The organism is Streptomyces sp. NPDC054796 (assembly GCF_053611545.1).
In genome coordinates this window covers 61495-79792 of record NZ_JBSHAO010000030.1, presented here as the reverse complement: position 1 = coordinate 79792, position 18298 = coordinate 61495, and the positions used below count along the sequence as shown (strand labels likewise).

The 18298-nt window shown below is 72.3% G+C and carries 15 protein-coding genes and 1 pseudogene; 6 read left to right on the top strand and 10 right to left on the bottom strand.

Features of this window, described 5'->3' with window-relative positions; genetic code table 11:
• The first annotated feature begins 430 nt into the window (after window positions 1–430).
• Entirely contained in the window at window positions 431–1144 is a 714-nt protein-coding gene (locus ACWGJ2_RS24055) for a class I SAM-dependent methyltransferase (RefSeq protein ID WP_453348256.1), read from the top strand.
• A 126-nt stretch (window positions 1145–1270) separates the two neighbouring features.
• On the opposite strand, the gene ACWGJ2_RS24050 is transcribed toward ACWGJ2_RS24055, so the two are convergent.
• Window positions 1271–1912: an SDR family NAD(P)-dependent oxidoreductase gene (locus ACWGJ2_RS24050; protein WP_453348288.1), complete on the bottom strand. Its 642-nt coding sequence runs from the start codon at window positions 1910–1912 to the stop codon at window positions 1271–1273.
• A gap of 110 nt (window positions 1913–2022) precedes the next feature.
• Window positions 2023–2166, bottom strand: coding sequence for a hypothetical protein (locus tag ACWGJ2_RS24045; protein ID WP_453348290.1), 144 nt, complete (start codon window positions 2164–2166; stop codon window positions 2023–2025).
• Between ACWGJ2_RS24045 and ACWGJ2_RS24040 the strand changes: the two are divergent.
• Together ACWGJ2_RS24040 and ACWGJ2_RS24035 are read left to right on the top strand one after the other, a co-directional pair.
• Window positions 2158–2589 (top strand): annotated as a pseudogene (locus tag ACWGJ2_RS24040) (class II aldolase/adducin family protein); the annotation flags it as partial. The gene ACWGJ2_RS24045 and the pseudogene ACWGJ2_RS24040 sit on opposite strands and share 9 nt — an antisense overlap.
• Before the next feature lie 192 nt (window positions 2590–2781).
• Window positions 2782–3474, top strand: coding sequence for a nuclease-related domain-containing protein (locus ACWGJ2_RS24035; RefSeq protein WP_453348255.1), 693 nt, complete (start codon window positions 2782–2784; stop codon window positions 3472–3474).
• 66 nt (window positions 3475–3540) lie between these two features.
• On the opposite strand, the gene ACWGJ2_RS24030 is transcribed toward ACWGJ2_RS24035, so the two are convergent.
• Window positions 3541–4860 carry an exo-beta-N-acetylmuramidase NamZ family protein gene (locus tag ACWGJ2_RS24030; RefSeq protein ID WP_453348254.1) on the bottom strand — a complete coding sequence of 440 codons (1320 nt, stop codon included), beginning with the start codon at window positions 4858–4860 and terminating at the stop codon, window positions 3541–3543.
• Between the two features lie 150 nt (window positions 4861–5010).
• Here ACWGJ2_RS24030 and ACWGJ2_RS24025 point away from each other — a divergent pair, with 150 nt between their 5' ends.
• Complete coding sequence (locus tag ACWGJ2_RS24025; protein ID WP_453348253.1) at window positions 5011–5520, top strand: O-acetyl-ADP-ribose deacetylase; 510 nt, start codon at window positions 5011–5013, stop codon at window positions 5518–5520.
• A gap of 22 nt (window positions 5521–5542) precedes the next feature.
• Here the strand turns inward: ACWGJ2_RS24025 and ACWGJ2_RS24020 are convergent, their stop codons facing one another.
• Window positions 5543–6724 carry a questin oxidase family protein gene (locus tag ACWGJ2_RS24020; protein ID WP_453348252.1) on the bottom strand — a complete coding sequence of 394 codons (1182 nt, stop codon included), beginning with the start codon at window positions 6722–6724 and terminating at the stop codon, window positions 5543–5545.
• Between the two features lie 104 nt (window positions 6725–6828).
• Window positions 6829–7887 (bottom strand): multicopper oxidase domain-containing protein, encoded by a 1059-nt coding sequence (locus tag ACWGJ2_RS24015; RefSeq protein WP_453348251.1) that lies wholly within the window; start codon window positions 7885–7887, stop codon window positions 6829–6831.
• A 209-nt stretch (window positions 7888–8096) separates the two neighbouring features.
• Here ACWGJ2_RS24015 and ACWGJ2_RS24010 point away from each other — a divergent pair, with 209 nt between their 5' ends.
• Complete coding sequence (locus ACWGJ2_RS24010) at window positions 8097–10538, top strand: ThuA domain-containing protein (protein ID WP_453348250.1); 2442 nt, start codon at window positions 8097–8099, stop codon at window positions 10536–10538.
• Window positions 10539–10789: 251 nt separating this feature from the next.
• Window positions 10790–12676 (top strand): OmpL47-type beta-barrel domain-containing protein, encoded by a 1887-nt coding sequence (locus ACWGJ2_RS24005; RefSeq protein ID WP_453348287.1) that lies wholly within the window; start codon window positions 10790–10792, stop codon window positions 12674–12676.
• Window positions 12677–12773: 97 nt separating this feature from the next.
• Here the strand turns inward: ACWGJ2_RS24005 and ACWGJ2_RS24000 are convergent, their stop codons facing one another.
• The 5 genes from ACWGJ2_RS24000 to ACWGJ2_RS23980 form a co-directional block, all read right to left on the bottom strand.
• The gene (locus ACWGJ2_RS24000) at window positions 12774–13610 is read right to left on the bottom strand and encodes an ABC transporter ATP-binding protein (RefSeq protein WP_453348249.1); all 837 of its coding nucleotides are present in this window, start codon (window positions 13608–13610) and stop codon (window positions 12774–12776) included.
• Window positions 13611–13747: 137 nt separating this feature from the next.
• Window positions 13748–14392, bottom strand: coding sequence for a LutC/YkgG family protein (locus tag ACWGJ2_RS23995; RefSeq protein WP_453348248.1), 645 nt, complete (start codon window positions 14390–14392; stop codon window positions 13748–13750).
• The gene (locus ACWGJ2_RS23990; RefSeq protein ID WP_453348247.1) at window positions 14389–16008 is read right to left on the bottom strand and encodes a lactate utilization protein B; all 1620 of its coding nucleotides are present in this window, start codon (window positions 16006–16008) and stop codon (window positions 14389–14391) included. Before ACWGJ2_RS23990 ends, ACWGJ2_RS23995 begins: the two co-directional genes overlap by 4 nt.
• Window positions 16005–16730 carry a (Fe-S)-binding protein gene (locus tag ACWGJ2_RS23985; RefSeq protein WP_453348246.1) on the bottom strand — a complete coding sequence of 242 codons (726 nt, stop codon included), beginning with the start codon at window positions 16728–16730 and terminating at the stop codon, window positions 16005–16007. Before ACWGJ2_RS23985 ends, ACWGJ2_RS23990 begins: the two co-directional genes overlap by 4 nt.
• Window positions 16721–18163, bottom strand: a complete 1443-nt coding sequence (locus tag ACWGJ2_RS23980; RefSeq protein WP_453348286.1) for a rhamnulokinase — start codon at window positions 18161–18163, stop codon at window positions 16721–16723. The genes ACWGJ2_RS23985 and ACWGJ2_RS23980 overlap by 10 nt, the downstream gene beginning before the upstream one ends.
• Window positions 18164–18298 lie beyond the last annotated feature (135 nt).

Genomic DNA, 18298 nt, shown 5'->3' with positions numbered 1-18298 from the left:
GGAAAATCCGGAACGGCAGTCTTGTTCTTTCGGGGCGCGTCAGCCGTGCGGTTCGGGCCGTCCGCGCGGTTCCGCTGTCGCGAGGCTCAGGCGCGAGTCACCTCGGCAGACAGGCAGGCCCCCGCCTGTCTGCGAGACCCGGACCGCCGCCCGCGGGGCGGGATCTGGTGGCCGAGCTGGTGGAGGTCGACCGGCGCTGGAACGAGGCCGGACACACGAAGCCCATGCTCGACCTCGGGACCTCCTGAAGGAGAGGGGGCGCGCAGACGAAGGAGAGCTCTTCCACCGCCGTCAGGCCGGGAGGGCGGGAGGGCAGGTCACAGTGACACATCGGTTCGCCCCGAGAGCACGTGCGCATCGGCGCGACCGCGGTACACCGGAACCGAACAGGGTTCAGGATTCACCTTGTCGCCGTTTTCAGGAGGTCTCCATGGCCGTATCGAGCAGCTTTCAGTCGTGGGAGGGCTTCTGGCGCGACGCGCCGAGCGGCCGGGGCGAGGTCCTCTGGGACGCCGACCCCGAGTTCGTCGCCGCAACCCATCTCCCGCTCTTCGAGCCGTACTTCGACGCCTCCCTGCCCGTGGTCGACCTGGGGTGCGGAAACGGCACGCAGACGCGCTTTCTCGCCCAGCGGTACGGACGCACCCTGGGCGCCGATCTGTCCTTCGCGGCGATCCTCCAGGCGCGGGCGGGAGACCCGGCGGGCTCGGCGGAGTACCGGCAACTGGATGCCGGGGACGTCGCGACCCTTCAAGTCCTGCACAGAGAACTGGGCGACAGCAACATCTACCTGCGCGGCGTGCTGCATCAGGCGCTGCCGGAGGACCGGGCGGACATCGCGCGCGGCATCGCCACGCTCACCGGGGCACGGGGGCGTGTCTTCGACGTCGAGCCCGCGCCGACGGCCAAGGACGTGTTCGCGACGCTCATGCGGCGCCCGGAGGGGCCGCCCGCGAAGCTGCGGGCGATCTTCGACCATGGCATCACGCCCGCCGAGGCCGGGGACGAGGAGTTCGAGCGGCTGCTGTGCGAGGCGGGGCTGACGGTGCTGGCCGCGGGGGAGCTTCCGCTGAGCACGACGGTGCTCGCGGCGGACGGCTCGCGCATCGAGCTGCCCTCCCGGTGGCTGGTGGCAGGCCAGTGACGAATGCCGATCGGCGCGACCGGGTGGTGTGAATGCCCGGTTCCCTGCTCGTTGCTCAGAAGGGCCCCGCCACCTGCTAAACCCCCAGGCCAGCAAGCCTGCTCCCCGCGCACGCGTGGGCGGTGGTCACCACGGGACGGGGCCCTGGTCGTTGAAGAAGCCGCCAGTGGGTCCGTCGGCGGTCAGTGTGGAGAGGTCCACGATGATGCGGGCGCCCTCCTCGACGGTGCGGGTGCCGCGGTGCTGGGTGAGGTCGGTGGCGGTGTAGCCCGGCGTCGCTGAGTTGATCTTGATGTGGGACAGCTCCGGGTCCTTGGCGGAGGCGTGCGCGTACTGGACGGTGAGCATGTTCAGGGCCGTCTTCGACGAGGAGTACGCCATCCGGCTGGCGGCGTCCCCGCCGAAGTCGGTTCCGCCGCTGGTCATCCCCATGGACGCGGTGGTGCTGGACACGTTGACGATCCGGGGCGCCGCCGAGTTCCGCAGCAGGGGCAGCATGGCGTGGATGACGGTGACCACGCCGAAGGTGTTCACCTCGTAGTTCTGCCGCATCTCCGCTGCCGCCTCGACGTCGGCGGTCTCGGTCACGTCGAGCCGTACGGGCACGGCCCGCCCCTCGGCGTCGAGCCGCTTGGCCGCGACGGCGCCGCGCTCCGGGTCACGGCTGCCCATCACCACGGTCATCCCGCGGTTCAGCAACTGCCGGGCGGTCTCCAGGCCCAGCCCCTTGTTCGCTCCGGTCACGAGTGCCACCTGGCGGTCGGTCATGACCACGGCGATCGTCGGGCCTTTTCTCGCGGGTGGTGCCGTGTACGCGCCGGTGGGCAGGGCGTGCGCCGTGGAAATTTTGATCAGTCCGGCCGAGTCGAGTGCCTCGTTCATTTCCCGGTGGTCGAACGCGGCGACCCCCAGCATGCTTCGTGCTGCCGCTGGAAGTACCGGTAGAGCGGCTCGGGGGACCGGCGGTAGGTGAGCATCGTGAACGTGCCGCCCTTGCCCAGAAACCTGCCGATCTCGCGCACAGCCACTCCATACACGGGCGGGCACTGTCCTCGCTCGGCGTGCCGGTGGAGCCCTTCACCCAGGACGCGTGCGCCTTCTTCGGGGACCAGGGATACCTGGACGACTACACGGGGGTGGTGCTCGACGAGGCCGAGGGCAAGCGCCTGGCCGCCGCGCTCGGGGAGGCCAAGGGCGTGATCCTGCGCAACCACGGCCTGCTCACGGTGGGCGAGACGGTCGACGCGGCCACCTGGTGGTTCATCTCCATGGAACGGTCCTGCCAGGCCCAGTTGCTGGCCACGGCGGCGGGGGAGCCGGTCCGGATCGACGAGGAGAACGCGGCGCGCACGCGTCAGCAGCTCGGCGGCGAGTTCGTCGACTGGCTGAACTTCCAGCCGCTCTACCACCAGATGGTGCACCAGCAGCCCGACCTGCTGGACTGACGCCCGCCCGTCAACCCGTTCGCCAGTCCGGCCTCCGTTCCTGTCCCCTCCGCACCCTGCCCCGTCGCGTCCCCCCGACGGGGCAGGGGCCCTGTGTGCGACCTCTGCCATGGGCTCGACCCCGGCCTCCTCCGCGGCGGATCCTTGTCGTGTCACGCAGCACGGGGGAGAAGCACGAGGGGGTGCCGCGGCATGAAGGAGTACGGGGACGCGCAGGGCTGGCCCCACGAGGGCGGACCGCTGTTCCTCCATCCCGACGACGACCTCGCGCCCAACCGCCCCGGCGAGGCGCTGCACGCACGGCTGGCCGCGCTGGGCGTGCCGCGTCACCCGCGCCTCGCCGCCTGTGCGCGTGCGCTCGGGAGGCTGGCGGGCAGACCGGACCAGCGTGCGGCGCTGCGTCGCGCGCTCGACGGGGAGCAGCGGGTCGGCGAGGAACTGGAGCGGCTCACCGGGGGCGGCTGGCGTGTGCTGCACTCGGTTCCGGTGCCGCCCGCGGCCGCCGTACCGCATCTGCTGATCGGTCCGGGCGGCGTCTTCACCCTGCACACGGCCTGTCGGCGCGGGGCCCGGGTGCGCGTCGGCACGGACGCCGTGCTCGTGGCGCGCGGGCGCGCCGAGCCCTGGGTGCGGCTCAGCCGCCGCGAGGCCCGCCACGCCGCGCTCGCCCTCAGCCGCGGCTGCGGCTTCCCCGTCACGGTCCAGGCGGTGCTGGCCCTCGTGGGCACGGCCGGGTTCGCCGTCGCCCCGGAGCTGGCGGACGTCCTGGTGGTGAGCGACCGTCAGATCGCCGGCCTGGGCGCGGGCCGCGCGGTGCTCGGCCCCGCCGAGGTCGCGCGGGTGTACGCGGTGGCGCGCGACCGCCGCACCTGGCTGGCCCTGTGACGGGCGGGACATGCGACGGGCGGGACATGCGACGGCGTGGCCCGTGCCCGGTGGAGCGGACCGGGCTCAGCGGTAGAGCAGATACGGGCGCCGCTCGGCTTCGAACGCGCGGACCTCACGCTCCCACGCCGCGCTGACCGATTCCGCGGACGCGCCCTGGTCGATCATCTCGCGCAGCCGGGGCGAGCCGGACAGCTTGTCGATCCAGTACGGGCGCTCCTTGTCCCAGTCGTCCTTGCGCCAGGCGAAGCCCTCGTACCCGCGTGCCTCCACCAGCATGGCGACGGCCGTCTCGACGGGCCGGTAGCGCCGTGGGTCGGTGAGGTGGATCTGGACGCCCGCGCAGGTCTTGCCCGTGAACTTGCTGAACGTCGGCACGAAGTAGCCCTCGCGGAAGCGGACGCCCGGCAGCCCGTGCGCGTTGAGGCGGTCGCTGTAGCGGTGGTCGAGGTAGGGGGCGCCGATGAACTCGAACGGGCGGGTCGTGCCACGCCCCTCGGAGAGGTTGGTGCCCTCGAACCAGCCGGTTCCCGCGTACACGGTGGCGGTGTCGGCCGTGGGCATGTTGGGGGAGGGCGGCACCCACGGCAGCCCGTGGTCCTGGGCGAGGGAGTCCGGGTTCCAGCCCTGGACGCGCACCACGTCCAGCTCGACCTGCCCACCGGCGCCGTCCTCGGGCAGCAGCTTCCCGTTGAAGTAGCGGGCCAGCTCCCCGACGGTCATCCCGTGCTGCTGGACGACCGGCTTCAGCCCGACGCCCGACGTGTACTCCTCCGTCATCATCGGCCCGTCGGCCCTGCGCCCGATCGGGTTGGGCCGGTCCAGGACGAGGAAGGAGGCACCGGTGGCGCGGGCTGCGGTCATCGCGTGGTACATCGTCCAGATGTAGGTGTAGAAGCGGACGCCGACGTCCTGGATGTCGAAGACGATCGTGTCGGCCCCGGCCTTCCTGAACAGCTCGGCCATCTTCTTGTCGTCCGCGCCGTACGCGTCGTAGACCGTGAGCCCGGTGCGCGGGTCCTTGAACTCCGGTTCCGACTCGCCCGCCTGGGCACTGCCCCGGAAGCCGTGTTCGGGGCCGAAGACGCCGACGATGTCCAGCTCGTCGCGGGCGGCCATCGAGTCCACGATGTGGCTGGTGTCGCGCAGGACCCCGGTCGGGTTGCTGATGACGCCGACCTTGCGCCCGCGCAGCATCCGCCACCCCTGCGCGGCGGCGACATCGGCACCGGGCGTGACGCGCCGGGTCCCGTCCGTCGCGTCCGTGTCCGACGCCGTGTCCGTCGGGTCCGCCGCCGACGCCGGGCCCTGGCCGAGCAGCGGGGCGCCGAGCGCCGCCGTGGCACCGCCGACGAGGAGCGAGCGGCGGGAGGGGATACGGGGCATCGCGGACTTCCTTCCGGTGGCGGGACGGCGCAGGCGGGCGGGAGAGGGCCGGTGGCGAAAGCTATCCGAACGTGACGGTGCCAGCCAGAGTGCGCGCACACCGCCACAGGTGCGCGCAATGACAGGCGCGGCGGTGCGAGGATGACCCGTATGGCCAAGCCGAACATCACCCTGGTCCAGGGCGACATCACCGAGCAGGACGTCGACGCCGTGGTGAACGCCGCCAACTCCTCACTGCTCGGCGGCGGCGGTGTCGACGGCGCCATCCACCGCAAGGGCGGGCCCGAGATCCTCGCGGAGTGCCGCGTGCTGCGCCGCTCCCCGGAGTACGGCAAGGGGCTGCCGACGGGGCAGGCGGTGGCCACCACGGCGGGACGGCTCCCCGCCACCTGGGTGATCCACACGGTCGGCCCCGTGTGGTCGCAGAGCGAGGACCGTTCCGAACTGCTGGCCTCCTGCTACCGCGAGTCCCTGCGCGTGGCCGACGAACTCGGCGCCCGCTCGGTGGCCTTCCCCGCCATCTCCACCGGCGTCTACGGCTGGCCCCTGGACGACGGCGCCCGCATCGCCCTGGAGACGGTGCGGCAGGCGGACACCGAGGCCGAGGAGATCAGGTTCGTCCTCTTCGACGACCGCTCCTACGCCGCGTTCGCCTCGTAGCCCGGCGCGTTCGGCCCCTGCCTCACCGGAACACGGACCCGCGCCCCGGTACGGGAAACAGCGGCTCGATCAGTTCCACGGCGCGCAGCACGGCGCCCAGTGTCGGGCCGTCGTCGGCGCCGTAGGCGGAGACCACGTCGAGGGCGGTGTCCGCGAGTTTGACGGTGTGTTCGTCGCCGTGTGCCGCCGCCAGGGCGAAGACCTCCTCGGTCGTCGCGGGACCGTGCCCCGATCCGTGAGCGGGCGCGGGGGCGCCCTCGGCGGGACCGTAGGCGGCCACGATCGCCGTGCTCACCGTCCAGGCCGCGTCGAGGCTGGGCAGCCACAGTGCGCGGGGGAGCGCGGGGAGGGTGCGCAGCACGGCGTTGGGCGCGGTCGCCGCGTGGACGAGCATGACGGGCTGGCCGTGTGCGTGGGTGGCGTAGCGGTGGGTCGCGGCGCGGACGAGTGCGGCCAGCGCGGCCCGTGTCTCCTCGGGTCCGGGGGAGTGGGGTCCCGGCCGCCGGGGTAGCGCGCCGATGCGGCCGAGACGTTCCTGGATGCCGCCGCTCTGCTCGCAGATGCGCGGTACGGAGGCGAGCACGGCCCCCGCCGGGTCGGCCCGGTCGGCCTGGTCGGCCGCTCCCTCGGTGCCCTCGGCCGTGCCCCCGCTCGCGCCCTCGTCGGCGCCCGTGTGCAGCGTCCCGACGCCCGTGAGGAAGTGGTGCCGCGCGGCCCAGTAGCCGAGGGCGTGGGCCAGTTCCGCGCGGCGCGGCGCTGTCTCCTCTCCGTCGAGCAGGGTGCGTACGGCGTGCCCCGTACGGATCACGGGGTGGGTCGCGCCGCCGGAGATGCCGGGCAGCAGTCGGGGCCACCACTCGGCGAGCACGTCGCGCCAGGGCGACTCGGCGAGCCGCCTGGTGAAGTGGACGGTCCAGTCGGCGAGGCGCCGGGGATCGCCCAGCGCCTCCTGCCAGTTGTCCTCCGTCACCGGTGAGGCCAGCTCCGGCATGTCCTCCAGCTTGTCCCGGTAGCGGTCGATCCAGCGGTGCACGGTCCCGGCCTGTCCGTTGCGGACCAGCGCCTCCACGGCCATGGGCGCGTGGTTGCTCAGCCAGCCGTCGCGTTCGGGGCCCGAGGCGTGCAGCCGCTCCAGTGCCTCGTCGAGGGTGCCGGTGCGGTCGGGAAGGGGTGGCGGGGGCGGTGTGGGCCGGTGTGTCTCCATGGGGCCGACGGTAGGTGCCGCGCGCGGGGAACGTAACCGGCCGCGGACCTAGGCCCTTCGCCCGAAGGACCCTGACCTGCGGACCGGCTCAGGAGCCCGGCCCCTCAGTGGTGACCGTGCCCGGCGCCGTGCTCCCCGCCCGCGTCCGAGCCCGGGTCCCCGCCCGTATCCGAGCCCGAGTCCGTGTCCGAACCCTGTCGCGCGGTGTGTCCTCCGTGCCCGCCCCCTCCGCCGCCCGGCACGTCGCCGTTCTCGTCCGTCACGATGAAGAGCCCGGCCATGCCCATGTCCGAGTGGCTCTGGACGTGGCAGTGGTACATCCACTTGCCGGGGCCCACGTGTTCACCGGCGAGCACCTGGAAGCCGAAGGAGTCGGCCGGGCCGGTGATCTTGTTGTCGATGACGCGGCTGGGGTCGTCGGGCCCGGTGAGCAGGCCCGTGCGGTTGTCGGCCCAGCGGTGACCGTGGATGTGGAACGTGTGGTAAAACTCGCCGTGCGTGATCGAGATGAACTCGACGCGCTCCCCGATCTTCGCCGTGAAGTCCGGCGCCGCGTCGCCGGGGCGCCCCGTCCGGTTGTTGATGGTCATGTCGTTGAAGACGATCGTGAACTGCTTGTCGGGGAGGATGTCGCCTCTGCGGCGCACCACCAGCGGGCCGTAGAGCCCCTTCTGGAGCCCGCCGGTGCCGTGCTCGGTGCCGACGATGTGGTCGTGGTAGTGCCAGTAGCCCGCGCTGCCCGGCATGTACGAGCCGTCGGCGCGGCGGCCCGGAGCGTGCGTCTTCCAGACGTACGTGCGTCTCTCGCCCGGCGCCACCGTGCTGCCGGTCAGCTTGGTGCCGTCGCTGGTGATCTCGTAGTCGACGCCGTGGACGTGGAGGCTCGCGGTGACGTCGAGGTTGTTGACGAACTCGATCTCCATCGTGTCGCCCTCGTACATCTCCAGCAGCGGCCCGGGGATGGTGGCCCTGCCCGGTTCCAGCCCGTAGCCCATCTGTCCGTCGGGAAGCGCTTCGGCGTAGAGGGTGATGCTCCGGTCCTTGGTGGGGGCCGCCGTCGCCTCGTTCCGCTGCGAGGCGGCGGCGGTCAGGGTGGCCGGAGCGAGCGCGGCGATGGCCGCTCCGCTGGTGAACGAGCGCCGGGAGAAGCGGGGTCGCGACATGCGCTGGCCTTCCTCGGTCGTCCTTGGCCGCCCTCCGGGCTCGGTCGCCTTTCGGGGGGCTCTGACGGCGCTTCATGTTAGGAACTGATCGAGAGTTTGCCCACCCTCTGGACAAAGTTCTGTCTTTTACGGTCATAGCCATTGGCGTACCGGCAAAAGGGGTCTAGCTTCCTTTGGCGTTGCTGTCACCTATGAGAGGTGGGCGAACCATGCGGCACAGACGAGGCGTTTACGCGCTGGCCGCCACCGTGATCATGTCGCTGCTGGGAGGTGCGCCTGCCCTGACCGGGCAGGCAGGAGCGCAGGAGCCGAAGCAGACAGGGCAGGCACGGGAGGTGCCGGGCGGCGAGGACGCCCGGATGCTGGTCTTCCACGGCAAGGACGCGCCACGCGAGCGCACGGAGGCCGCGGTTTCGGCGATCCTGAAGATCGGGAACGACGCTCCGGCGGCGGAGCGCATCAGGGTCGACGTCACCAGCGACCCCGGAGTCTTCAACCAGCGCGAGTTGCAGCAGTACAACGCGGTCACCTTCCTCTCGGCCGAGGGCGACCTGCTCAACAGTGACCAGACGAGGGCGTTCAAGCGCTACGTCCGTGCGGGCGGCGGCTTCCTCGGCCTGCACGACGCGGCCCGCGCCCAGCCCGGCGACGAGTGGTTCACCGGACTGTTCGGGGCCCGCCCCGAGGAGGGCGCGGCGCCGGCGGCGCAGAAGGCCGTCGTCGAGGTCGGGGACCGCACGCACCCCGCGACGGAGGACCTGCCGCTGGAGTGGAGCCGCAAGGACAGCTGGACCAACTGGCAGAAGAACCCCAGCGGTGAGGTCCACACCGTGGCCAGGGTGCGCGAGAGTTCGTACTCTCCGGGCGAGGGCGCGGAGGGCTGGGACCACCCCGTCTCCTGGTGCCGCGACTACGACGGCGGACGGTCCTTCTACAGCGGCATGGGCGGCACCGCCTCGACGTTCACCGAGAACAACTTCCGCAAGCACCTGCGCGGCGCGATGCTGTGGACCACCCGCCTCGCGCGCGCCGACTGCCAGGCCACCATCACCGCGAACTACGCGGCCGAGCGCGTCACCCAGCCCAACACCGGCGACCAGCTCGACCAGATCGGCGAGCCGCACGGGCTCGACATCGCCGACGACGGCCGCGTCGTCTACATCGGCCGCGGTGGCGGCATGCCCAACGCACCCGTGGTCACCGACTGGAACGACCCGAAGATCGGGCTCGGCCCCGGCACCGTCCACGTCTACGACCCGGAGACCAAGAAGGTCATCCAGGCCGGGACCCTCGACGTGTTCGGTAACAAGGGCGGGGGCGAGGAGTTGGTCAAGAACGAGGAGGGGCTGCTCGGCATCGCCCTCGACCCGGACTTCCTCGACAACGGCTGGGTCTACCTCCACTGGACCCCGCACTCCGGCATCGACCGGACCGCGCACATGGCCGAGCGCCGCGTCTCCCGCTTCACCCTCGACCCGGCCACCAACAAGCTCGACGTGGCATCCGAGAAGACGCTGCTGAAGTGGCCCGTGCAGATCCACAGTTGCTGCCACGCGGGCGGCGGCATGGACTGGGACTCCAAGGGCAACCTCTACATCGCCACCGGCGACAACAACTCCTCGCAGTTCAGCGGCGGTTACTCCGGCAACAACCCGGAACCGCAGTTCGCCGGCACCTCCTTCGCCGACGCGCGCCGCACCGCGGGCAACACCAACAACCTCAACGGCAAGATCCTGCGCATCCACCCCGAGAGCGACGGCACCTACACCGTCCCCGAGGGCAACCTCTTCACCGGCGAGGAGGAGGGCGGGGGCAAGACCCGCGAGGAGATCTATGTGATGGGTGTGCGCAACCCGGCGCGGATCTTCGTGGACAAGAAGACGGACTGGCTCTACGCGGGCTGGGTCGGCCCCGACGCGGGCGAGCCCAGCACCACCTGGGGCCCCGCGAAGTACGACACGTTCGCGGTGATGACCAAGGCGGGCAACCAGGGCTGGCCGTACTGCATGGGCAACAAGCAGCCCTACCGCGACCGCAACCTGCCCGACCCCAGCAAGCCCCTGGGCTGGTACGACTGCGACCACCTCAAGAACGAGTCCCCCAACAACGACGGCCTGGTGAACATCCCGCCGGCCCGCAGCAACAACATCTGGTACTCGCCGCAGGGCGGCGCCCCCGACTTCCCGCGCGACGCCAACGGCGTGCCCAGCTACAAGCTGGACGAGCAGACGCTGCGCCTCCCGTGGCTCAAGGGCGGCGGCCAGGCCACCATGAACGGCCCCGTCTACCGCTACAGCGAGAAGAGCGACAGCGACGTCAAGTGGCCCGCCTACTGGGACGGCAAGTGGTTCGTGGGCGACTTCTACGACGGCGACCAGCCGCGGCACGGCGTCGTCCTCGATCCCGGCAACGCGGCCAGCGGCGGCCTGCCCGTCCACGCGGAGAGCCTCGACAAGATCATCCCGGCGGGCGAGGGCGGCATCCGCAACCTCATGGACTGGCGCTTCGCACCCGACGGTTCGCTCTACGTCCTGGACTACGGGCGCGGCTTCTTCAACGCCGACTCCGCCTCGGCGCTGTGGCGCGTGACGTACAAGGGCGGTCCGCCCACCCCGCTGTCCAAGGACTACCTCGGTGAGCAGGGATCGTGAGTCGTGAGGAGGAGGGAGACGCGATGCGAGTGACACGAGCGAAGCGGGCGGGCCTGCCGTCCCTGACGGCGGTGACGGCGGTGACGGCGCGGTGGCGCGGGCGCCGAAGAGAGGGCGCGGCGACACGCCAGGGGAGCGGCGGCCGTACGCCGCACGGACGGAGACCCGGACCGGTCCCCGCGCGAGGGCCCGTACGGGGAACCGCGCGAGGACCCGTACGGGGGCCCGCGCGTGCGCGCCGGATCACCGCGCTGCTGGCGGCCCTGTGCGCCGCCGCGCTCTGCCTGGTCGCCCTGCCACCGGCCCAGGCGCAGCAGCCACCGGGGGCGCCCGACGGGGCGGCGGCAGCGCAGACGCTGACGTGGACGGCGGGCGACAGCATCACCGAGTACACCTCGGCACCCGCCACGGCCGTGGCGGGCGAGGCCACCCTCGTCTTCGAGAACAGCGCGGCCACGGGCAACACCACGAGCATGCCGCACACCCTGACGTTCACCACGTCGGACCCCGAGTACAACAACGACGTCAACGTCAACATCCTCGCCAACCCCAACGACGCCAACGGCGGCAAGCACGAGACCACCGTGACCCTCACCCCCGGCGTCTACCACTACTACTGCGCCATCCCGGGACACGGCACCATGCAGGGCGAACTCGTCGTCACCGGCGGAGGCGGCGAGGACACCACGGCGCCCGAGGTGGCCGCCGAGGTCGCGGGCGAGCAGAACGCCGACGGCGCCTACGTGGGCGCCGCGACCGTGACACTCGACGCCACCGACGACTCCTCCGGCGTCGACAAGGTGGAGTACGCGCTCGACGGCGGCGCCTACACCGCCTACACCGCGCCCGTCGTCGTCAACACCCCGGGCGAGCACACCGTCCGCTACCGCGCCACCGACAAGGCGGGCAACGTCTCGGCCGAGAAGACGGAGACGTTCACCGTCGTCGCGGCACCCGAGGACACCACCCCGCCCCAGGTGACGGCCAGGGTCGACGGAGAGCGCAACGCGGACGGCGACTACGTCGCCATGGCGACGGTCACCCTGAACGCGACGGACGCGGGCTCGGGCGTCGACGCCGTCGAATACGCCGTCAACGGCGGCGAGTTCACCCCGTACTCCGCCCCGTTCATGGTCCACGCCGTCGGCGACCACACCGTCACCTACCGGGCCCGGGACAAGGCGGGCAACTCCTCCGAGGCGAAGGAGACCCGTTTCACCATCGTGGAGGACGGCGGCAACCCGCCGGACCCCGAGTGCCCCGAGCGCGACGACCGGCCGCTGGTCGCCGTCGGCGAGAAGATCACCCAGGTGCCCAACCGCGAGGTGCGGGAGGGGTGCAGGATCAACGAGGTGATCGAGGACGAGCGCGCCTGGAAGACCACCACGGCCTTCCTGCGGCACGTGCGCGAGGTGACCGCGGAACTGCTGGCCGACGGCTTCGTCGACGAGGCCGAACGGACGAAGATCATCCAGGCCGCCAAGGACTCCGGCATCGGCGACGGCAAGGGCTACGAGAAGATCTTCGACGGCACCCCCGCCTCCTTCAACAACTGGGCACAGGCGGGCGGCGGAGGCTTCGAGCTGGAGAGCGACGGCACGATGACCAGCAGCACCGACGCCGAGGGCATGGGCATGCTCTGGTTCCCGAAGAAGCGCTACGGGGACTTCTCGCTCAAGCTCCAGTTCCTCGACGCGGCCCCGGTCGGCTCCCGCGCCAACAGCGGCGTCTTCGTCCGCTTCCCCGACCCGCGCGACCACCCCGAGGAGCCGCGCCCGGAGTGGGCGGCCATCAAGTACGGACACGAGGTGCAGATCTTCGACGACGAGAACGGAGACCAGTACAAGACCGGTTCCGTCTACGGCTTCGACCTCGTCAACAGGGGAGACGCCCTGGTGACCCCCAAGGGCACCTGGAACGACTATGAGATCCGCGTGGAGGGCCAGCACTACTCGGTCTACCGCAACGGCACCCTGATCAACGAGTTCGACAACACCCCGGGCCAGCTCTTCTCGCCCCCACGCGACGACGACCCGGGCAGCGAAGGCCGCCTGCGCGACGCCGGTTACATCGGCCTCCAGACCCACAGCACGTCGGACGTCGTCTCGTTCCGCGACGTGCGGGTCAAGCCGCTGTGAGCGGGAGGAGACGGTGAGGCGGGCGTGAAGGGGGCCCCGCGAGCCCCGCGCTGAGAGGGGCTCCGTGGCACTCCGGGCGGCGCCGGGACAGTCCGGCCTAGCGTCGCCCGGAGCGGGCCAGCCACCGGCCGTCCTGTCGGGTGACCTCGATGGGGCGGCCGAAACACGCGGTCATCTCCTCGCCGGTGAGGACCTCATCGGCCGGGCCCCGTGCCCGGGTCCTGCCCTCGCGCAGCAGCAGGGCGTGGCTGGTCGTCGGCGGCAGTTCCTCCAGGTGGTGGGTGACGGTCACCGTCGCCAGGGCGGGGCGCTCGGCGGCCAGGCGGCGCAGCGCGTCGATCAGGTCCTCGCGCGAGGGCAGGTCGAGCGCGTTGAACGGCTCGTCGAGCAGCAGCAGCGAGGGGTCCGGCATCAGGGCGCGGGCGATGAGGACGCGGGCGCGCTGACCGCCCGAGCACACGCCGAAGGGCCGCTCGGCCAGTTCCTTGCAGTCCAGCTCGGTCAGCAGCTCGTCGGCGCGCTGCCGTGTCTCGTCGTCGTACGCCTTCCACAGCGGCTGCACCGTGCCCGTGGCCCCCGTGAGCACCACCGTGTGCGCGCTCGCGTCCTGCGGGACCCGCTGAGCGGTGGAGACGTGGCCGATGTGGGCGCGCAGCTCCCGTACGTCGACCCGGCCGAGCCGGTGCCCGAGCACGGAGACGGTGCCCTCCGTGGGGTGCATGGTGGCGCCGATCAGCTTGAGCAGGGTGGTCTTGCCCGCGCCGTTCGCGCCCAGCAGCGCCCAGTGCTCGCCGGGGCCGACGCTCCAGTCGATGCCGTCGAGGATGACCTGCCCCGTGGTGAAGCGCCGGACGCCGACGCCGTCGAGGGCGACGACCGCCGGGCTCTGCCGGGCCCCCGTGGCTTCGGCGGCTTCAACTGGGGACTGGTCCATGGCTGCCTCCCGTGACGAGCGTGGTGCGGGCCGGTGCGGGGCCGGGGCGCCCCGCGCGGGTGCGGCCGTCCGCACACGAAGACTAGCTGTAGGATGCAGCGGCCTTGCGCGGAGCCCCCGCCCTCGCCCCCCGTCGGCTACGCGTCCTCCACCAGGACCACCTCAAGGGTGCGGGGGCCGTGCACGCCCTCCACGCGGTCGAGTTCGATGTCGCTCGTCGCGGAGGGGCCCGAGATCCAGGTCAGCGGGCGTGCCGGGTCGAGCCGCTCCAGTGCCTGCGGCACGGACTCCACGACCTGCTCCGGCACCCGCACCACGCAGATGTGGTGGTCGGGGACGAGCGTGACGCGCCTGCGTCCCTGGTCGGGACCCGCGTCCAGGACGAGGGTGCCGGTCTCGGCGATGGCGACGGCGCAGCCGGTGACCACGCTGTCCACGGCGTCGAGCGCGACGGGCGTCGCGTCGGCCGCGTCCGCGACCCGTTCGATGTCGTCCGGCAGCCACGCAGCCGGTACCCCGTCGGGCGCGACGACGCTGCGCGTGCCGCGCGCCCGCAGCAGCCCCGCGAGGGTGGCGGACAGCCCGGCCGCGTCGGTGCGGTGGACCAGTGCGCGGTAGTCGGCCAGGTTCTCCGCGAGGAGGTCGGCCGTCTGGGCGGGGGTGCGGGTGGCGTGCGTGCGGTGGTAGTCGCGGGGGACGGCGGCCTGGTCCGGGCGCTCGTCGCGGGGCACGTCCGCCAGCGCGCGGCGTACCCGGTCGAGGACGACGTCACGGCTGCTCACGGCGTGTCCCCCTCGCTGTCCCGTGTGCTCCAGGCTCGGGCGGCGGAACCGGTACGGCCGCTTCCAGCGCCCCCTCCGCTTCCAGCGCCCCCTCCGCTTCCAGCGCCCCCTCCGCTTCCGGCGCCCCCTCCGCCGCCGCGCCCGCCCGGAGAGCCCTCCCCGCGCGTGCGCCGCCACCAGTCGCGGAACGGCTCGGCGGGCAGCGCGGGCAGATCGCGGGAGTCCGTCCACGCGCTGCCGGGCCCCGGCAGCCGCCGCGGCTCCAGACGGCGCGCCCGCGAGGCCAGCCGCTGCCCCGCGCGCAGCACCCGCGGCCGGTCCAGCGCCCACCGCGCTGCGCGCATGGCCGCACGCTCCGCCGCGTGCCCCTTCGCGGGCTTGACCGTCGTCCGCTGCCCGCGCACCGTCACAGGCCCGCCCTCGACCACCCGGCTGCGCAGATGCACCAGCACCTCGGGAATGTCGATGGCGACGGGACACACCTCGTAGCACGCCCCGCACAGCGAGGAGGCGTACGGCAGCGACGCGTCCAACTCGCTTCCCACGCCGCGAAGTTGAGGTGTCAGGATCGCGCCGATCGGCCCCGGGTAGGGCGACCCGTAGGCGTGGCCTCCCGCGCGCTCGTAGACCGGACACACGTTCAGGCACGCCGAGCAGCGGATGCAGCGCAGCGCCTGGCGGCCCACTGTGTCGGCGAGGGTGTCGGTGCGGCCGTTGTCCAGCAGCACCAGGTGGAAGGTGCGGGGGCCGTCGCCGTCGGTCGTGCCCGTCCAGGTGGAGGTGTAGGGGTTCATCCGCTCGGCGGTCGAGGAGCGGGGCAGCAACTGGAGGAAGACCTCCAGGTCCCGCCAGGTGGGCACGATCTTCTCGATGCCCACCACCGAGATCAGGGTCTCGGGCAGCGTCAGGCACATCCGCCCGTTGCCCTCGGACTCCACCACGACGAGGGTGCCGCTCTCGGCCACCATGAAGTTGGCCCCGGAGACGCCGACCTTCGCGCGCAGGAACTTCTCCCGCAGATGCAGCCGCGCCGCCTCCGCGAGCTGGGCGGGTTCGTCGGACAGGTTCTCGGGCGCGGGACGGCCCCACTTGCCCATATGACGGCGGAAGATGTCGCGGATCTGGTCGCGGTTGCGGTGGATGGCGGGGACGAGGATGTGCGAGGGCAGATCGTCGCCGAGCTGCACGATCAGCTCGGCCAGGTCCGTCTCGTACGCGCTGATCCCCGCCTCCGCCAGCGCCTCGTTGAGCCCGATCTCCTGGGTGGCCATGGACTTGACCTTGACCACCTCGGTCTCGCCGGTCTCCCGCACGAGCCGGGTGACGATCCGGTTGGCCTCCTCCGCGTCGGCCGCCCAGTGCACCTGGCCGCCTGCGGCGACGACGGCCTCCTCCAATTGCTCCAGGTAGTGGTCCAGATGCCGCAGCACCCGGTCCTTGACCGCCGCGCCCGCCCGCCTCAGCTCCGCCCAGTCGTCCAGCTCCGTGACGGCGCGCTCGCGCTTGGCGCGGATGGTGTGCGTGGCGTGCCGCAGGTTGCCGCGCAGTTGCTGGTCGCGGGTCGACTTCTCGGCCGCCCTGGGGAAGGACGGCATGCCCAGATACGTACCGCTCACAGCGGGGCCTCCTCGGTGCTGGCCAGGATCTCGGCGAGGTGGACGGAGCGCACCCCGGTGCCGCGCCGGGCGCGCCGGGACAGGGTGCCGCCGATGTGCATCAGGCAGGAGTTGTCCACCGCGCACACGGCGTCCGCGCCGGTCTCCTCGATGTGACGGGCCTTGTCGGTGCCCATCGCGGCGGAGACGGCGGCGTTCTTGACCGCGAAGGTGCCACCGAAGCCGCAGCACTCCCGCGCGCCTTCCAGCTCCCTCAGCTCCAGCCCCTTCACGGCCTCCAGCAGCTTTCTGGGCCGCTCGCCCAGGCCCAGCATCCGCAGGCCGTGACACGTCGGGTGGTAGGTGACGGTGTGCGGGTAGTAGGCGCCCACGTCCGTCACACCCAGCACGTCGACGAGGAACTCCGTCAGCTCGTACGTGCGCGCCACCACATCGGCCGTACCCCGTGCGTCGACGCGCGGGTAGTTGTCCCGCACCATCGCGGCGCAGGACCCGGAGGGGACGACGACGTAGTCGTAGCCACGGAAGACATCGGAGTAGCGCTTCACCAGGGGTGCGGTCTGGCGCTTGTACCCGGTGTTGTACTGCGGCTGGCCGCAGCACGTCTGCTCCTGCGGGAAGTCGACCTCCACACCCAGGCGCTCCAGCAGGGTGACGACCGCCTGGCCCGTGCGGGGGTAGAGCGTGTCATTGACGCAGGTCACGAAGAGGGCTACCCGCACAGCCCCTCCTTCCGTCGGTCCCGGCCGGCGAGCCGGGCCGCGGCCCGGCCCCACGCCGCCGGAGTTCCATGATCGCCTGATGAGGGTTCATACTGCCGCAGCGGCTGGGTCTTGTGAAGCAGACGTCGCAGCTCTGGCATGTCGCCGTGCAGCACACCGCGGGCCCTCGCCTGGACGAGCACATTGCCGAGCGCCGCCGCCTCCGCGGGCCCCGCGACCACCGGCAGACCGCAGGCGTCGGCCGTCAGTTGGCACAGCAGCGCGTTGCGCGCTCCGCCGCCGACGATGTGCACCGTGTCGACGTCGCGCCCCGACAGCTCCCGCGCGTCCTCCAGGGCCCTGCGGTGCGCCAGCGCCAGCGAGTCCAGGACGCACCGCACCGTCTCCCCGTCCGTACGGGGCACGGGGTCGCCCAGCTCCCGGCACGCGTCGGCGATCCGCTCGGGCATCCGGCCCGGCGCGATGAACGCGGGGTCGCCCGCGTCGACCACCGAGCGCAGCGGGGGAGCGGCGGCGGCCTCGCGCAGCAGCGCGTCCAGGTCGTGGCGCCTGCCGCGCGTCTCCCAGTCGCGCAGGCACTCCTGGAGCAGCCAGAGCCCCATGATGTTGCGCAGATAGCGGACGGTGCCGTCCACGCCCAGCTCGTTGGTGAAGTTGGCGCGGCGGCTCTCCTCCGTCAGCACCGGCGCGTCGAGTTCGAGCCCGGCCAGCGACCAGGTGCCCGTCGCGATGTACGCGAACCGCTCGCCCGTCGCGGGCACCCCGGCCACGGCGGAGGCGGTGTCGTGCGAGCCGACGGCCGTGACCGGCACGGGCCCCGGCAGCCCCGTCTCCTCCAGCACGGCGGGCAGCAGCTCGCCCGCCGGGTCCCCGGGCCCGCGCAGCGGCGGGAAGAGGGACAGGGGGATGCCGAGCGCGTCGGCCACGGCGGGGGACCAGTCGCGGGTGCGGGGGTCGATGAGCTGGGTGGTGGAGGCGTTCGTCAGCTCGGTGCCGCGCTCGCCCGTCAGCCAGTACGTCAGCAGATCGGGGATGAGCAACAGGGCGTCTGCTGCGGCCAGTTGGGCGCTGCCTTCGGCCGAGGCGAGCTGGTAGACGGTGTTGAACGGCAGATGCTGGAGCCCCGTGGCCGCGTACAGCTCGGCGGGCGGCAGCACCCGCGCCACCCGCTCGGACACACCCTCGGTGCGCGCGTCGCGGTAGTGGACGGGGTTGCCGAGCAGCGCGCCGTCGGCGTCGAGGAGGCCGTAGTCCACCGCCCACGAGTCGATGCCCACGGACGCCACGGGACCCGCCGCGCGCAGCCCGTCCAGCACGCCCGCGTACAGCGCGAGGACGTCCCAGTGCAGGGTGCCGCGCGTGCGGACGGGGCGGTTGGGGAAGCGGTGCGCCTCCCGCAGCTCCAGCGCGTCCGGTGCGACGGTGCCGACCATGACACGCCCGCTGGACGCGCCCAGGTCGACGGCGGCGAACGCGCCGGAACGGGAAAGTGTGGCGGCAGCAGCCGCCGCTGGTTTACGGGAAGGTGGCACGGCGGACCTCACGGGAACGGTGGGCGCTGACCGGTG

Coding starts and splice junctions, on each gene's coding strand:
- ACWGJ2_RS24035 (WP_453348255.1), top strand. CDS start 2,782: ATGAAGGAGTACGGGGACGCGCAGGGCTGGCCCCACGAGGGCGGACCG.
- ACWGJ2_RS24020 (WP_453348252.1), bottom strand. CDS start 6,724: ATGGAGACACACCGGCCCACACCGCCCCCGCCACCCCTTCCCGACCGC.
- ACWGJ2_RS24000 (WP_453348249.1), bottom strand. CDS start 13,610: ATGGACCAGTCCCCAGTTGAAGCCGCCGAAGCCACGGGGGCCCGGCAG.
- ACWGJ2_RS24015 (WP_453348251.1), bottom strand. CDS start 7,887: ATGTCGCGACCCCGCTTCTCCCGGCGCTCGTTCACCAGCGGAGCGGCC.
- ACWGJ2_RS24030 (WP_453348254.1), bottom strand. CDS start 4,860: ATGCCCCGTATCCCCTCCCGCCGCTCGCTCCTCGTCGGCGGTGCCACG.
- ACWGJ2_RS23980 (WP_453348286.1), bottom strand. CDS start 18,163: ATGGTCGGCACCGTCGCACCGGACGCGCTGGAGCTGCGGGAGGCGCAC.
- ACWGJ2_RS24025 (WP_453348253.1), top strand. CDS start 5,011: ATGGCCAAGCCGAACATCACCCTGGTCCAGGGCGACATCACCGAGCAG.
- ACWGJ2_RS24055 (WP_453348256.1), top strand. CDS start 431: ATGGCCGTATCGAGCAGCTTTCAGTCGTGGGAGGGCTTCTGGCGCGAC.
- ACWGJ2_RS24010 (WP_453348250.1), top strand. CDS start 8,097: ATGCGGCACAGACGAGGCGTTTACGCGCTGGCCGCCACCGTGATCATG.
- ACWGJ2_RS24050 (WP_453348288.1), bottom strand. CDS start 1,912: ATGACCGACCGCCAGGTGGCACTCGTGACCGGAGCGAACAAGGGGCTG.